Source organism: Pseudomonas sp. JAI111 (assembly GCF_024809425.1).
Taxonomy (GTDB): Bacteria; Pseudomonadota; Gammaproteobacteria; order Pseudomonadales; family Pseudomonadaceae; genus Aquipseudomonas.
Genome location: NZ_JANUCB010000002.1, coordinates 87291 through 101152, shown reverse-complemented (window position 1 = coordinate 101152; position 13862 = coordinate 87291). Strand labels below are relative to the sequence as shown.

17 protein-coding genes are annotated in these 13862 nt (G+C 59.6%); 11 read left to right on the top strand and 6 right to left on the bottom strand.

The features are described from left to right. Positions 1 to 77: 77 nt before the first annotated feature. Entirely contained in the window at positions 78 to 512 is a 435-nt protein-coding gene (locus tag HNR03_RS08090; protein WP_222587888.1) for a DoxX family protein, read from the top strand. A 248-nt stretch (positions 513 to 760) separates the two neighbouring features. Next, entirely contained in the window at positions 761 to 1069 is a 309-nt protein-coding gene (locus tag HNR03_RS08085) for a class I SAM-dependent methyltransferase (RefSeq protein WP_222587887.1), read from the top strand. A gap of 18 nt (positions 1070 to 1087) precedes the next feature. On the opposite strand, the gene greB is transcribed toward HNR03_RS08085, so the two are convergent. From greB to HNR03_RS08070, 3 genes are read right to left on the bottom strand one after another with little or no spacing between them, the layout of a single operon-like run. Beyond that, on the bottom strand, positions 1088 to 1585 hold the full coding sequence (gene greB, locus HNR03_RS08080) for a transcription elongation factor GreB (RefSeq protein WP_033057207.1): 498 nt from the start codon (positions 1583 to 1585) through the stop codon (positions 1088 to 1090). Positions 1586 to 1619: 34 nt separating this feature from the next. After that, positions 1620 to 4124, bottom strand: coding sequence for an ABC transporter permease (locus tag HNR03_RS08075; protein WP_259152397.1), 2505 nt, complete (start codon positions 4122 to 4124; stop codon positions 1620 to 1622). Then, on the bottom strand, positions 4124 to 4807 hold the full coding sequence (locus HNR03_RS08070) for an ABC transporter ATP-binding protein (protein WP_201117894.1): 684 nt from the start codon (positions 4805 to 4807) through the stop codon (positions 4124 to 4126). The genes HNR03_RS08075 and HNR03_RS08070 overlap by 1 nt, the downstream gene beginning before the upstream one ends. Positions 4808 to 4817: 10 nt before the next feature. On the opposite strand from HNR03_RS08070, the gene HNR03_RS08065 reads away from it, so the two are divergent. The 3 genes from HNR03_RS08065 (at position 4818) to HNR03_RS08055 (ending at position 6847) form a co-directional block, all read left to right on the top strand. Continuing rightward, on the top strand, positions 4818 to 5423 hold the full coding sequence (locus HNR03_RS08065) for an arylesterase (protein WP_222587875.1): 606 nt from the start codon (positions 4818 to 4820) through the stop codon (positions 5421 to 5423). A gap of 56 nt (positions 5424 to 5479) precedes the next feature. Then, positions 5480 to 5773, top strand: coding sequence for a hypothetical protein (locus HNR03_RS08060; RefSeq protein WP_003226812.1), 294 nt, complete (start codon positions 5480 to 5482; stop codon positions 5771 to 5773). 102 nt (positions 5774 to 5875) lie between these two features. Then, positions 5876 to 6847 carry a L,D-transpeptidase family protein gene (locus HNR03_RS08055; protein ID WP_222587874.1) on the top strand — a complete coding sequence of 324 codons (972 nt, stop codon included), beginning with the start codon at positions 5876 to 5878 and terminating at the stop codon, positions 6845 to 6847. 123 nt (positions 6848 to 6970) lie between these two features. On the opposite strand, the gene oprI is transcribed toward HNR03_RS08055, so the two are convergent. Next, entirely contained in the window at positions 6971 to 7222 is a 252-nt protein-coding gene (oprI, locus tag HNR03_RS08050; RefSeq protein ID WP_002553018.1) for an outer membrane lipoprotei OprI, read from the bottom strand. A 643-nt stretch (positions 7223 to 7865) separates the two neighbouring features. On the opposite strand from oprI, the gene HNR03_RS08045 reads away from it, so the two are divergent. Then, positions 7866 to 8153 (top strand): GNAT family N-acetyltransferase, encoded by a 288-nt coding sequence (locus HNR03_RS08045; RefSeq protein ID WP_020800382.1) that lies wholly within the window; start codon positions 7866 to 7868, stop codon positions 8151 to 8153. A gap of 70 nt (positions 8154 to 8223) precedes the next feature. Here HNR03_RS08045 and HNR03_RS08040 read toward each other — a convergent pair whose 3' ends face one another. Then, positions 8224 to 9300 (bottom strand): 3-deoxy-7-phosphoheptulonate synthase, encoded by a 1077-nt coding sequence (locus HNR03_RS08040; protein ID WP_090186452.1) that lies wholly within the window; start codon positions 9298 to 9300, stop codon positions 8224 to 8226. 161 nt (positions 9301 to 9461) lie between these two features. Continuing rightward, positions 9462 to 9905, bottom strand: a complete 444-nt coding sequence (locus HNR03_RS08035; protein ID WP_259152357.1) for a PilZ domain-containing protein — start codon at positions 9903 to 9905, stop codon at positions 9462 to 9464. On the opposite strand from HNR03_RS08035, the gene HNR03_RS08030 reads away from it, so the two are divergent. The 5 genes from HNR03_RS08030 (at position 9904) to cysB (ending at position 13861) form a co-directional block, all read left to right on the top strand. Then, on the top strand, positions 9904 to 10290 hold the full coding sequence (locus tag HNR03_RS08030; RefSeq protein WP_259152355.1) for a co-chaperone YbbN: 387 nt from the start codon (positions 9904 to 9906) through the stop codon (positions 10288 to 10290). The genes HNR03_RS08035 and HNR03_RS08030 overlap by 2 nt on opposite strands. Continuing rightward, positions 10287 to 11243, top strand: coding sequence for a putative 2-dehydropantoate 2-reductase (locus tag HNR03_RS08025; protein ID WP_259152352.1), 957 nt, complete (start codon positions 10287 to 10289; stop codon positions 11241 to 11243). Before HNR03_RS08030 ends, HNR03_RS08025 begins: the two co-directional genes overlap by 4 nt. A 25-nt stretch (positions 11244 to 11268) precedes the next feature. Continuing rightward, on the top strand, positions 11269 to 12174 hold the full coding sequence (locus tag HNR03_RS08020) for a 5'-nucleotidase (RefSeq protein WP_222587871.1): 906 nt from the start codon (positions 11269 to 11271) through the stop codon (positions 12172 to 12174). 95 nt (positions 12175 to 12269) lie between these two features. After that, positions 12270 to 12773: a universal stress protein gene (locus HNR03_RS08015; protein ID WP_222587870.1), complete on the top strand. Its 504-nt coding sequence runs from the start codon at positions 12270 to 12272 to the stop codon at positions 12771 to 12773. Between the two features lie 113 nt (positions 12774 to 12886). Further along, positions 12887 to 13861: an HTH-type transcriptional regulator CysB gene (cysB, locus tag HNR03_RS08010; RefSeq protein ID WP_008148549.1), complete on the top strand. Its 975-nt coding sequence runs from the start codon at positions 12887 to 12889 to the stop codon at positions 13859 to 13861. Position 13862: the final 1 nt, after the last annotated feature.

Below are 13862 nucleotides of genomic sequence, written 5' to 3'. Positions count from 1 at the left end.
ATTGCGCTTTTAACATTGTATTTATTGATTAATATAGCGGCCAACCACACACACTCACAATGAATGGATGACACAGCATGAGCTCACTGATCAACAAGGTAATGTTTACTCGCGCCAGCTACGGCCTGACCGTTTTGCGCGTCTTCGTCGGCATTATCTTCGCCGCTCACGGTTCACAAAAACTGTTTGGCATGTTCGGTGGCTACGGCATCGCCGGTACCGCGCAGTACATGGAAAGCCTTGGTCTGGCACCGGGGCACCTGATGGCGATTCTGTCGGGTGGCACCGAGTTCTTCGGCGGCCTGGCACTGATCATCGGTCTGCTGGTGCGTCCGGCAGCACTGGGGCTGACCTTCCTCTCGCTGGTCGCGATTTTCACCGTGCACATCAGCCACGGTCTGTTCATGGCCAACAACGGTTATGAATTCGCCCTGGCGCTGCTCGGCGGCAGCATCGCCGTACTGATCGAAGGCGCCGGCAAGCTGTCGGTCGACCGTGCCATCGCAGGCTGACCGCTCTGCCTCAACGAAAAGGCCCGCATTGTGCGGGCCTTTTTTGTTGCGCGTCATTCTTGACACTGTCCGGTCAGCTTCTCTAGGATGCTGCTCATGCGCCGATTTAAACAGCTACTTGCGGGGCGCCAGGTGACTCATACAGTTGCCGATAGAAGCCTGGAACAGGCTTCGAAATACCGCTAAAGCGCTGGTTCGGTGTTGCCTCTCACCTGCCATGCAGACTTTTGAGGCAGAGATACGACACGATGAATGCACTAAGCCCCGTTGTACGCCCCGCGCCGATTACGGCACACCTGACCCAGCGCAATCCAAAAATCCTGCTTGGCGGCAAACATCAGCCGACGCTGTTGCGTTATCTCGATGGCTGGCCACGTCGCACCGGCGGACCCGCCGCGTTCCTGATCCAGTTTGTCGAAGACGGCGAATCACTGGCTCGATTTGCCAGCGACAGTTTCGATCTGGCGGTGATTCAATCGCCCAACGCCGAGGATGCCTTCGAAGTGATCAAGCAACTGACACGCGTCGCTCGACAAGGTCTGATTACCCGCCGCTAAGCGTCGGGGCGCAGTGGCTCACAAGTATTCGATCGCCACGATATACACACATTGCTCACCAGTCGGTGTCTGGACCCGAACTTCGGCGTCCAGCGCCTTGCCGATCAAGGCGCGTGCCAGCGGCGAGTCGATGCTGATCAAGCCCAGTTTCAGGTCCAGCTCGTCGGGGCCGACGATGCGGTAGCGCGACTCTTTGCCGTCTTCGTCTTCGATAGTGACCCAGGCGCCGAAGTAGACCTTGTTCGGATCGCTGGGCTTCTCGCTGACCACCTTCAACGCTTCAAGCCGCTTGGTGAGAAAGCGCACGCGACTGTCGATCTCGCGCAGCATTTTTTTGCCGTAGGTGTATTCAGCGTTCTCGGAGCGATCGCCTTGTGCAGCAGCCTCGCTGACCGATTGCGTGACCTGAGGCCGCCGTACATGCCAGAGTTCATGAAACTCGGCGCGCATCCGCGCTTCACCTTCGGGGGTGATCAGCGCGGTGCCGGCGGTGCGGGGAGGGCGATAACGGCTCATGGCACATTCTTTTGATTGAGAGTGTTTGAGTCTATCAACCCTCGCGCAAGACTGTCAGGGGGCTGGCGTTCAGTGCACGTCGGGTGCCGAATACGCCGGCACCTCCGATCAGTACCGCACCGATCAGTGGTAGCACCAATAACCACGGATGCGGGTGCCACGGCAGGTCGAAGGCGTAACGGTAAAGCACCAGGCTCACCAGTTCCGATCCCAGGGCCGCCAGCAAACCGCTGACCGCACCCAACAAGCCGAATTCGATCCGCCGCGCCTTGACCAGTAATTGTCGTTCGGCCCCCAGCGCTCTGAGCAGCGCGCCTTGACGGATGCGCTCATCGAGCGTCGCCTGCAAGCCGGAGAACAGCACCGCCATCCCCGCCGCCAACACAAACAACAGCACATACTCCACCGCCAGGGTGACCTGGGCGAGGATGCTGCGCAGCTGTTCCAGCAGGGCCTCGACTTGCAGGATAGTCACCGCCGGAAAGCTGCGTGACAGGTCGACAATCTGTTGATCGTGACCCGCTGCCAGATAGAAACTGGTCAGGTAAGTCGCAGGCAAGTCCTTCAACGTGCCGGGCTGGAAGATCATGAAGAAGTTGGGCTGGAAGTTGTCCCAGTTGATATCCCGCAGACTGGTGACCTTCGCTTCGCGATTGACCCCGCCGACACTGAACACCAGGTGATCGCCGAGCTTGAGTTTCAGGCTTTCGGCGACCTTGCCTTCCACCGACACTCCGGGAATATCATCGGCAGGCTGCTCGCTCCACCAGTTGCCTGCGGTCAATTTGTTGCCGGCTGGCAGGTCCGCCGCCCAGGTCAGGCTCAGGTCGCGCTGGATCGCCCGGTCACCGGCCGAATCCTTGCTGACGATTTGCTGCACCGGTTCGCCATTGATGCTGATCAGGCGTCCTGGCACCACCGGGTACATCGGCGCCGATTGGGCCGAGAGCTGGATCAGGCGATCGGTGAAGGCTTGTTTGTCGGCAGGCAGAATATTCAGCGCAAAATAATTCGGCGCGTTTTTCGGCAGTTGGTTTTGCCAGGTGTCCAGCAGTTCACCGCGCAACAACGCAATCAACGTCATCGACAACAGGATCAAGCCGAAGGCAAGGGCTTGTCCGGCGGCCGCCAGCGGATGACGCAGCAACTGGCCCAGCCCCAGGCGCCAAGGCAGTGAGGCGCGCGCCAGCATCCGGCGCAGGCTTTGGAGCAATAGCAATAACAGGCCACCGAGCAGCAGCGCGGCAATCACGCCACCTCCGAGCAGGGCGAAGGTCAGCAGCAGATCAAGGCTCAGGCGCCACATGATCAGGCCTAGGGCAGCCAGTGCCGCGCCATAGACCATCCAGGTGCTTGAAGGAATCGGCAGCATGTCTCGACGCAACACGCGCAATGGCGGTACCCGGCCAAGCGCCGCCAGTGGAGGCAGGGCGAAACCGGCTAACGCGACCAGCCCGGTGCCGATCCCGGCAATGGCCGGAAACAACCCACCCGGTGCCACGTCGGTCGGCAACAGGTCATGCAGCAACGCAAACAATCCAAGCTGGGCCAGCCAGCCGAGGAGGGCGCCGCTGATGCTGGCGAGCAGACCGAGTATCGTCAGCTGCAAACTGAACAGCACCATGGTGTCCCGACGGGACAAACCCAGGCAACGCAGCAACGCGCTGGCATCGAATCGGCGTGTGGCGAAGCGCGTCGCCGACAGCGCCACGGCCACACCGGACAGCAGCACCGCGACCAGACTGGCCATGTTCAAATAACGCTCGGCCTTGCCCAAGGCGCCGCCGATTTGTCGGTTGCCGTCGCGGGCATCCTGAATGCGCTGGTTGGCGGCCAGTCCGGGTTTGATCAGTTGACGATACGTTTCAAGCGCTTCGGGTGTGCCGCGCCAGAGTTCGCGGTAACTGACCCGGCTTCCGGGTTGCACCACGCCGGTGGCGGCGAGGTCGCTGAGGTTGATCAGCACGCGAGGGGTCAGGCTGTAGAAGTTGCCGGCGCGGTCGGGCTCGTAAGTGAGGACGCGCGTCAGTTTCAGCGTCCGCATCCCGACATCGATGCTGTCACCGATCTTCAGATTCAACGCCGTCAGCAGACGCGCTTCGACCCAGGCTTCGCCGGGTTTTGGTCTGCCGCCGGGTTCTTCCGGGGCAAAGGGGGCCGGGGCACTTTTCAGTTCGCCGCGCAGTGGATAAACGTCATCGGCCGCCTTGATGCTGGACAGCTGAATGCCGTTGTCAGTGGCGATGACGCTGGAGAACTCCACCACTTGAGCATGCTCAAGTCCCAGTTCCATGCCGCTTTTGATCTGTTCGGGGCGAGCGGGAGAGCTGCCCTCAAGGAGCAAGTCCGCGCCGAGGAATTCGGTGGCGCGCAACATCATGGCGCCATTCAAGCGGGCGCCAAAGTAACCGATGGCGGTGCTCGCCGCCACGGCGACCACCAGGGCGAAGAACAACACGCGCAACTCTCCGGCGCGGGCATCGCGCAGGAGTTGGCGGATGGCAAGGCTGAACAGGCGCAGTAGCGGCAGACGTGCCATCAAGGCTCCAGAGGGGCGACCAGCAGGCCGGCTTCAAGGCGAATCAGACGCCGGCAGCGATGTGCCAGGCGTTCGTCGTGGGTCACCAGCACCAGGGTCGTGCCCCGTTCCTGGTTGAGTTCGAATAACAAATCGCTGATGCGCTCGCCGGTGTGGCTGTCGAGGTTGCCGGTGGGCTCATCGGCGAACAGCACATCGGGTTCGGCAGCAAACGCTCGGGCAATCGCCACACGTTGCTGTTCGCCGCCGGAGAGCTGGCGCGGTGAATGGGTCAGGCGTTGCCCCAGGCCGACTCGCTGCAGCAGTTCGGTGGCGCGCTCACGGGCATCTTTGCGGCCGTCGAGTTCGAGCGGCAGCATGACGTTTTCCAACGCGTTGAGACTGTCCAGCAACTGAAACGACTGAAACACAAAACCCACGTGCTCGGCGCGGATGCGCGCACGCTGGTCTTCATCGAGATTGCTCAGGCCTTGGCCGGCGAGGGTGACTTCGCCGCTGCTCGGCAGGTCGAGGCCGGCGAGCAGGCCGAGCAGGGTCGATTTGCCGGAACCGGAGGCGCCAACGATGGCCAGGCTGTCGCCCTTGTTCAGTTCCAGACTGAGTTCGTGCAGGATAGTCAGTTCACCTTCCGCGCTGGGAACCACTTTGCTGAGGTTCTTCGCGGTGAGAATGCTTGCGCCCATGGAGAATCCGATGCGTGTGTGGTTTTTGAGTGCTGGCCTGGCCTTGATGTGCATGGCCCAGAACGCAGCGGCGGGTACTGTCCTGATCGTTGGCGATAGTATCAGCGCCGGTTTCGGACTGGATACCCGCTTGGGGTGGGTCTCGTTGCTCGAGCAACGGCTCAAGCGCGAAGGTTTTGACGACAAAGTGGTCAATGCCTCCATCAGCGGCGACACCAGTGCCGGAGGCCAGGCGCGCCTGCCTGCGCTGCTTGCAGAGCATAAACCGGAGCTGGTAATCCTTGAGTTGGGGGGCAACGACGGGCTGCGCGGAATGCCTCCGGCTAATTTGCAACAAAACCTTGCATCAATGATCGACAGCTCCAAAGCGAGCGGTGCGAAGGTGTTGCTGCTGGGCATGCAGTTGCCACCCAACTATGGCAAGCGTTATACCGAGGCATTTGCCGAGGTCTACGGCAAACTGGCCGAGGAAAAAAAGATCCCGCTGGTGCCCTTTTTTCTCGACGGTGTGGGCGGCCATCCAGACCTGATGCAGGCCGACGGATTGCACCCGGCTGCCGGGGCTCAGGACAAGTTGCTGGAAAATGTCTGGCCGACACTGAAACCGCTGCTTTGACGCTTTTCTAGCGGCGGTGTTTCGGCTAAGGTGGCGCCCCCGATTTGGAGCCCCCGATGCCGCGTCCCGCCTGGTCCCTTTTTGCCTACCAACTGATCGAGCCTGACGAACAGCTGGATCTGTTCGCCTGCCAGGAAGTGCGGGTACATCTGGTGACCCGTCAGCTGGAGCTGGGCGGCTCGGCCGATCGAACCTTGTGCGGCAGCCTGCTGCCCGCGCAACCACGCTGGTCGAGTGTTGACCGGCGCGTGTTCCAGGACCAGCGCCTGTGCTCGCTGTGCCGGGCCATCCTGGAATCGCAAAAACGCGGCACCTCGCCGATCTGGCCAGAGCTGCGGTTCGAGCTGTAAAGCAACAAAGATAGCGTGCTATCGGCCAACTCCCCGAAGTTCCGGATGCCGGTGTACAATCGCGTTTTTATACCCTTGTCGATCATGCGAAGGACTTTCCGGATGTTGCCGCGTTTTCCTGCCGTCACCCGCTGCCTGTCTCTTGCCGCCCTTTGTGTGGCGGGTCCCGTAGCCGCATTGGAGCTGCCCCTGCCACCACCTGGTGAAGACATCATCGGTCAGGTGCAGGTCATCAAGGCCAAGTACGAAGACACCTTCGCCGACCTTGGCACCACCTACGATCTGGGTTATCTGGAAATGGTCGCGGCCAACCCGGGCGTCGATCCGTGGTTGCCGGGCGCCGGCACTGAAGTCATCCTGCCAACGCGCTTCATCCTGCCGCCGGGCCCGCGTGAAGGCATCGTCATCAACCTGGCTGAATACCGTCTCTACTACTACCCGAAAGGCCGGAACGTGGTGTACACCTTCCCGCTGGGTATCGGTCGTGAAGGCTGGGGCTCGCCGATCGCCCACACCACCATCACCGCGAAAACGCCGAACCCGACCTGGACCCCTCCAGCGTCGATCAAGGCCGAGCACGCCGCCGACGGTGACCCGTTGCCGAATGTGGTGCCGGCCGGCCCGGACAACCCGCTGGGGCCGTTCAAGTTCAGCCTGGGCACTCCGGGCTACCTGATTCACGGCTCGAACAAAAAGTTCGGCATCGGCATGCGCACCAGCCACGGCTGCTTCCGTATGTTCAACAACAACGTGCTTGAAATGGCGAGCATGGTGCCGGTCGGTACGTCGGTGCGGATCATCAATGACCCGTACAAGTTCGGCGTCAGCGGTGGCAAGGTTTACCTGGAAGCGCACACGCCACTGGACGACAAGGGCAACCCGTCGGTGGTCGACAAGCACACCGCCGTGATCAACGCGATGCTCAAGCGCGAAGACATCACCAACAACCTGCGCATGAACTGGGACGTGGTGCGTGATGTGGTTGCCGCTGAAGATGGCCTGCCGGTGGAGATCGCCGTGCCGAACACTTCCGCACCGCTGGTGACGAGCGCGCCGCTCGATCCGCTGCAGTAAGGCTTGTACAGAACCCGCCGATGCAGGCTGCATCGGCGGGTTTTTTATGGCCGGTGCAAAACCACAGGCAATAAAAAAGCCGACCCAAAAATGGGTCGGCTTGATAACAATCCCGAAGGACTATTACTTGCGGCTAGCTTTGTCCAGCATGCGCAGAGCACGCTCGTTAGCTTCGTCAGCAGTCTGTTGTGCTTTTTGAGCAGCAGCCAGAGCTTCATCAGCTTTACGGTAGGCTTCGTCTGCACGAGCCTGGGAGCGAGCTGCTGCGTCTTCAGTAGCGGTCAGACGTGCTTCGGTTTCTTTCGATACGCTGCTGCAACCGGTAGCCAGAACTGCGGCCAGAGCCAGAGCAGAGAATTTCAGAACGTTGTTCATCGTGTTCCCCTTCAAGGACTTTCAATTAAGTAGCTGTCTCCTCAGAGTGAGGAAATGGCCGGCGTACATACTACCCATTACTTCTAGTAAGTAAACTGACGTGTAGCAAGAAGCATAAAAAATTGTAGGCGTTGATTCTTTTTCGAGCAACTTTTAACTGCATTGTTTAAAAAATATCCAGCCAGGAAGCCCGATCCTGAGCGAGCCGCCGAGAAAAAGTTTCCAGCACTCGTCGCTGTTTTTCTCAATCTTGGCTAAAGTCTGTCTACATGGATTCGTCCATACTTGTGCGCGGATTTTGTGCAGTGGCTCTCATAATCTTTATCCATCTTGGTGGTGACTTTAAGAGGGCGGGTTCGTCTTAAGTCTCAACATCCGGCAATGTTCAGGCTATCGACCCGGGATACCTTTGGTCGAGCCTTCTCTGCGTGACCCGGAGCAGCACCCGTTAACCTGAGCGCGATGACGAGCGTACCTTGAGCATTTCTGCCAATGGTGCCTACTATTTGATACGTGCTCGGTTGCGCGAGATTGGTGCAGCTCTTCTCAGTGTCCATTCAGGCACGAGGTGGCGTAGATGTTCCTTCGCCGGAAAAACATCGGTAAGGTAGGGGTCAGAATTCAAGACCCGCGAGGAGTAGTGATGAGCGAGGCGTTGTCCATCCACCATGACCAGGCTGGTCATCAGTTCGAGACCAATGTGGACGGTCATCGTGCCTACCTGACCTATATGGATCTGGGGAAACAGACCCTGGATATCTATCGTACCTTCGTGCCAAACGCACTGCGGGGGCGTGGCATTGCCGCGGCGTTGACCGAGCAGGCGCTGCAGTACGCTGAGGAAATGGGCTACACCGTCATTCCGTCGTGCTCTTACGTCGAGCGCTACATGGAACGTCACCAGCGCCATGCCGCCAAACTGAGTCAGTGATTTTCAGTAAAACGAACGCATAAAAAAACGCCGGGTAAAGCCCGGCGTTTTTGTGTGCGGCGAAAGGCGATCAGGTGCGATCGCGTTTGGGCAGCACATCCTTGAGCTTGGCGTGCATGCTGCGCAAGGTGGTTTCAGTGGCGGACCAATCGATGCAGGCATCGGTGATCGACACGCCGTATTGCAAGTCGGCGAGGTCTTTGGGAATGGCTTGGCAGCCCCAGTTCAGATGGCTTTCGACCATCAGGCCGATGATCGACTTGTTGCCTTCGAGGATCTGGTTGGCAACGTTTTCCATCACCAGCGGTTGCAGGGCCGGGTCCTTGTTGGAGTTGGCGTGGCTGCAATCGACCATGATGTTCGGCTTGATCTTCGCCTTGTTCAGCGCTTGCTCGCAGAGCGCGACGCTGACCGAATCGTAGTTCGGCTTGCCGTTGCCGCCGCGCAATACAACGTGACCATAGGCATTGCCTTTGGTGGTGACGATCGACACGCCACCTTCCTGGTTGATGCCCAGGAAGCGGTGCGGGCTCGACACTGACTGCAGGGCGTTGATCGCCACGGTCAGGCCGCCATCGGTGCCGTTCTTGAAGCCGACGGCCGAGGACAGGCCGGAAGCCATTTCACGGTGCGTCTGGGATTCGGTGGTGCGCGCGCCGATGGCCGACCAGCTGATCAGGTCCTGCAAGTACTGCGGGGAGATCGGATCGAGGGCTTCAGTCGCCGTTGGCAGGCCCATTTCGGCCAGGTCCAGCAGCAATTGGCGACCGATGTGCAGACCGTCCTGAATCTTGAACGAGTCGTCCAGGTATGGATCGTTGATCAAGCCTTTCCAGCCGACGGTGGTGCGTGGCTTCTCGAAATACACGCGCATGACCAGATACAACGTATCGGACACTTCGGCGGCAAGCGCCTTCAGACGCTCGGCGTATTCGTGGGCCGCCTTGATGTCGTGGATCGAGCAAGGCCCGATGACGACGAACAGGCGGTGGTCGGTGCCATCAAGAATGTTGCGAATGACTTCGCGGCCCTTGGTGACGGTGCGCAGGGCAGCGTCGCTCAGAGGGATATCACGCTTGAGCTGATCGGGAGTGATCAGCGTCTCGTTGGAGGCGACGTTTAGGTCGTTGATCGGTAAATCAGCCATCGTTTACTCGTCAGGTCACGGGTGCCGGCCGCCAGCGAACCCGCGCGGCGGAGCACAGCAAATTAAGCGCGTCGGGGAGCCGAACCTTAGCGCGTTAAGCGCCTGCTCGACAATGGGCAGACGCCGGTTTAGGGGGCATTCTCACGAATTGAGAACCCCACCTAATCCAGCACAGCCTGGGCAAAGGCCTTGCGAACCGTGTCGTGAGAGAACTCGTCGGCATGCTGCTGGACCCATTCGAGGGCCAGGGCCTGGGTTTCCTGCAGGTCATTATGCGAGTCATGCTGGCGACAGTAACGTTCTATCTGACACACCTGCTCGCCCATCCGGGCGCTGAACATCATCTGCTCGTCAACGAAGGCGATGCCCACCAGATAGCCGCGCTTTCGGCGCAAGCACCAGGCCACATAGCCCAGAAAACGCAAATCGGGATTGAGGGTCGGCATGCGAACTTCAAGCGCCGTACCGTGGCGCCACGCGCGGTGGTAATTGCAAGCCATGCCGCCCAGGCTGATAGTGTGCAGCTGTTGTCGTGAAATACACTCAGGTTTGAGTAACGTTAATTCAACAGGCACATCGTCAGGATGAGGAATAAAACGTCCCATGAGCACGGACTCCATGTGTCGGCCATCTGACATTGTTCTCCCCAGTATAGTGGTCGAATGGGCGCTGACTGATTTCGATGCCGACCAACGGCTGCTGGCATCAAGCGGTGTTTCGCTGGTGATTTTCACCAGTGTCGGCTGCGCCTCCTGCCGGTTTGCACGAGAGCAATTGCCAAGACTTGCTCTGGCGATCGACCGGCTGTGCTGGATCGATGCCGGGGACAATGGCGGGTTGGTCGAGCGTTATCAGGTTTTTCATTTGCCGGCGCTGTTTTTGGTGCGCGACGGCGAGTTCTTCGGGCCAGTACAGTCGCGCCTGACCGGCCTCGAGCTCAACGAGGCCGTGGGGCAGGCGCTCAATCGAATTGCAGAGGAGTTGCCATGATGGGGGCAGTTGCCAAACCGACAATCGGTATTATCGGAACCGGCGCGATCGGCGGGTTCTACGGGGTGATGCTGGCGCGTGCCGGTTTTGAGGTGCACTTCCTGTTGCGCAGTGAATTCGCCGCGGTGGCCGAGCGCGGTCTGCAACTCAACAGTGCCGTGCATGGTGCGCTGACGCTGAATCCGGTCCAGGCCTACTCGTCGGCTGAAGACATGCCCGCCTGCGACTGGTTGCTGGTTGGCGCAAAAACCACCAGCAACGCGGACCTGGCGCCCGCCATCATTCAGGCTGCGGCCCCGAATGCCAAGGTCCTGCTGCTGCAAAATGGCCTGGACGTCGAAGACAGCTTGCGCGAGTTGCTCCCTGATTCGCTGCACTTGCTGGGCGGCCTGTGCCTGATCTGCGTCCATCGCGAAGCCCCGGGCGTGATCACCCATCAGGCGCTCGGCGCGGTCAACATCGGCTATCACAGTGGTCCGGCTATCGACGATCAGGCGCGCATGGCGATTGTCGAGGAGGGCGCAGGGTTGTTTCGTGCAGCCGGCATCGACTCCCAGGCCATGCCGAACCTGCACCAGGCGCGCTGGCAGAAACTGGTCTGGAATATCCCCTACAACGGTTTGTCGGTATTGCTCGGGGCGAGTACCGCGCCGTTGATGGCCGATATCGATAGCCGGGAACTGATCAAGGCACTGATGGCCGAAGTGGTGCAGGGGGCAAAGGCCTGCGGGCACGATATGCCGGCCGGTTATGCTGATTACCTGTTCATGATGACTGAAAAAATGCCCGACTATCGGCCGAGCATGCACCACGATTTTCTGCACAAGCGGCCACTGGAACTGCAAGCGATCTACGCAAGGCCGCTGGCGGTCGCCCAAGCGGCGGGGTGCGAGTTGCCTAGAATCGAAGCTTTGTATCGCAGTTTGAGTTTTATCGATCGACGCAACAGGTGAGTCGATCAACCTGAGGGGGAAGGGCATGGCAAAGACTATCGACGACAAACTGGTGCTGGCGATTTCTTCACGAGCACTGTTCGACCTGAGTGAAAGTCACAAGGTCTATCTGTCGAGTGGCGTCGAGGCCTACCGGCAATATCAGATTGAACACGAAGACGAAATCCTCGAACCCGGCGATGCCTTCCCGCTGGTGGAAAAACTCCTGAGCCTGAACACCCGCCTCGGTCGTGCCCGGGTCGAGGTGATCCTGGTGTCGCGCAACAGCGCCGACACCGGCCTGCGGGTGTTCAACTCGATTCATCACTATGGCCTGGCGATTTCCCGCGCGGCGTTTGTCGGTGGACGCAGCCCTTATCCATACCTCAAGGCTTTTGGCTGCGACCTCTTTTTGTCGACCCATGCCGAAGATGTGCGCAGTGCTCTGGACGCCGGCTTTGCCGCCGCGACGATTTTGTCGGGCGGAGCCAGCCGCGCGGCCAGCGATGAACTGCGCATTGCCTTTGACGGTGACGCGGTGCTGTTTTCCGACGAGTCGGAACGGGTCTATCAGTCCGGCGGGCTGGAAGCGTTTCAGGCCAGCGAGCGCGAATCGGCTCGTGAACCGTTGCGGGGTGGCCCGTTCAAAGGCTTCCTCGCCGCCCTCAATCTGTTGCAGCGCGAGTTCCCCGATGACGCTTGTCCGATCCGCACCGCCCTGGTGACGGCACGGTCGGCACCGGCCCATGAACGGGTGATCCGCACCTTGCGCGAGTGGGATATTCGTCTGGACGAGTCGTTGTTTCTTGGCGGCCTGACCAAGTCGGCATTCCTCGAAGCCTTTGCCGCCGACGTGTTTTTCGACGACCAGGCGGGTCACTGCGAACTGGCCCGCGAAGTGGTTGCCACCGGTCACGTGCCCCATGGCATAAGCAATGAGCAAAAAGTTTAAGCCCACGGTTCAATGTGTTACGTCAGACGTCGTACTCGCCACGGCGCTGCTAAGCTGAATCAAATCTCCGCCATTTTGGCACGCGAGGAGGTCATATGATTCGTTCGATGCTGTATGCCACTGACCTCGGTCTGTACGCACCGTTGGTGATGCAGCATGCATTGGCACTGGCGCAAACCTTCAATGCCGACCTGTATGTGGTGCATGCGGTTGAGCCGATGGGGTTGTTTGCCGAATCAGTACTTCAGAGTTACCTCGATGAGCAGGCCTTGAACGAGTTTCACAGTCAGGGCCTGAACACGGTAATTGCCAATATCGAGAAGCGGGTACTCGACAGCTTTCGCGAAGAACTGGGAGATGAAGGAGAGCTGGACCTGGCGCGGATTCAAGCGGTGCGGGTGCTGCAGGGCGATCCGTCGCAGGTGATTCTCGACCAGGCGCAGAAACTCTCCGTGGATTTGTTGATCGTAGGTAGTCATAGCCATGGTGCTGGCGCGGAAACGCCTCTGGGCAGGACCGCTGCGCGGGTGTTGCAACTGTCTCGGGTGCCGGTGTACCTGGTGCCGCTGGTAGAGCGTCGCCGCAAAGGGGATCGCTAAAGCACGAATAGTGGCAGTTTGATGAAAAAGTTCTAGATTTATTCTTCAAACCATTAATATAGTTATATACCGTCGCTGATGCCCGTGGCGTCTACCTGCTTTGAGGGATTCATATGAAGCTTCAACAACTGCGCTACATCTGGGAAGTGGCGCACCACGACCTCAACGTTTCCGCTACCGCCCAAAGCCTTTACACCTCGCAACCGGGCATCAGTAAACAGATCCGTCTGCTGGAAGACGAACTCGGCGTTGAAGTGTTTGCCCGCAGCGGCAAGCACCTGACCCGCGTCACCCCGGCCGGCGAGCGCATCATCACCACCGCCGGCGAGATCCTGCGCAAGGTAGAAAGCATCAAGCAGATTGCCCAGGAATTCTCCAACGAGAAGAAAGGCACCCTGTCGATCGCCACCACGCACACCCAGGCGCGTTACGCGTTGCCGCCGGTGATCAGCAATTTCATCAAGCAATACCCGGACGTTGCCCTGCACATGCACCAGGGTTCGCCGATGCAGATCGCTGAAATGGCGGCTGACGGTACGGTGGATTTTGCCATCGCCACCGAAGCGCTGGAGTTGTTCGGTGACCTGGTGATGATGCCGTGCTATCGCTGGAACCGCTGCGTGGTCGTGCCTCAAGGCCATCCGCTGACCAAGCTGTCGAAGCTGACCCTCGAAGCCCTGGCCGAATACCCGATCGTGACCTACGTGTTCGGTTTCACCGGGCGTTCGAAACTCGACGAAGCGTTCAGCCACCGCGGCCTGACGCCGAAAGTGGTGTTCACCGCCGCCGACGCCGACGTCATCAAGACTTACGTGCGCCTGGGTCTGGGCGTGGGTATCGTGGCGAAGATGGCGGTCGATGCAAAACTCGACAGCGACCTGGTGATGCTCGATGCCAGCGATCTGTTCGAATCCAGCATCACCAAAATCGGTTTCCGTCGCGGCACTTTCCTGCGTGGTTTCATGTGCGACTTCATCGAGAAGTTTGCGCCGCACCTGACTCGCGAAGTCATGGCCAAGGCCATTCAGTGCCACAACAAGCAGGAACTGGAAGAGCTGTTCGACGGCGTCGAACTGCCGGTCCATTAAT

Bases quoted from the DNA above. Each gene is read 5' to 3' on its own strand.
- HNR03_RS08060 (WP_003226812.1), top strand. From the start codon at position 5,480: ATGCCGCGTCCCGCCTGGTCCCTTTTTGCCTACCAACTGATCGAGCCT.
- HNR03_RS08085 (WP_222587887.1), top strand. From the start codon at position 761: ATGAATGCACTAAGCCCCGTTGTACGCCCCGCGCCGATTACGGCACAC.
- HNR03_RS08015 (WP_222587870.1), top strand. From the start codon at position 12,270: ATGATTCGTTCGATGCTGTATGCCACTGACCTCGGTCTGTACGCACCG.
- HNR03_RS08045 (WP_020800382.1), top strand. From the start codon at position 7,866: ATGAGCGAGGCGTTGTCCATCCACCATGACCAGGCTGGTCATCAGTTC.
- HNR03_RS08055 (WP_222587874.1), top strand. From the start codon at position 5,876: ATGTTGCCGCGTTTTCCTGCCGTCACCCGCTGCCTGTCTCTTGCCGCC.
- cysB (WP_008148549.1), top strand. From the start codon at position 12,887: ATGAAGCTTCAACAACTGCGCTACATCTGGGAAGTGGCGCACCACGAC.
- HNR03_RS08030 (WP_259152355.1), top strand. From the start codon at position 9,904: ATGAGCACGGACTCCATGTGTCGGCCATCTGACATTGTTCTCCCCAGT.
- HNR03_RS08020 (WP_222587871.1), top strand. From the start codon at position 11,269: ATGGCAAAGACTATCGACGACAAACTGGTGCTGGCGATTTCTTCACGA.
- HNR03_RS08065 (WP_222587875.1), top strand. From the start codon at position 4,818: ATGCGTGTGTGGTTTTTGAGTGCTGGCCTGGCCTTGATGTGCATGGCC.
- oprI (WP_002553018.1), bottom strand. From the start codon at position 7,222: ATGAACAACGTTCTGAAATTCTCTGCTCTGGCTCTGGCCGCAGTTCTG.
- HNR03_RS08070 (WP_201117894.1), bottom strand. From the start codon at position 4,807: ATGGGCGCAAGCATTCTCACCGCGAAGAACCTCAGCAAAGTGGTTCCC.
- HNR03_RS08025 (WP_259152352.1), top strand. From the start codon at position 10,287: ATGATGGGGGCAGTTGCCAAACCGACAATCGGTATTATCGGAACCGGC.
- HNR03_RS08075 (WP_259152397.1), bottom strand. From the start codon at position 4,124: ATGGCACGTCTGCCGCTACTGCGCCTGTTCAGCCTTGCCATCCGCCAA.
- HNR03_RS08090 (WP_222587888.1), top strand. From the start codon at position 78: ATGAGCTCACTGATCAACAAGGTAATGTTTACTCGCGCCAGCTACGGC.
- greB (WP_033057207.1), bottom strand. From the start codon at position 1,585: ATGAGCCGTTATCGCCCTCCCCGCACCGCCGGCACCGCGCTGATCACC.
- HNR03_RS08040 (WP_090186452.1), bottom strand. From the start codon at position 9,300: ATGGCTGATTTACCGATCAACGACCTAAACGTCGCCTCCAACGAGACG.
- HNR03_RS08035 (WP_259152357.1), bottom strand. From the start codon at position 9,905: ATGGGACGTTTTATTCCTCATCCTGACGATGTGCCTGTTGAATTAACG.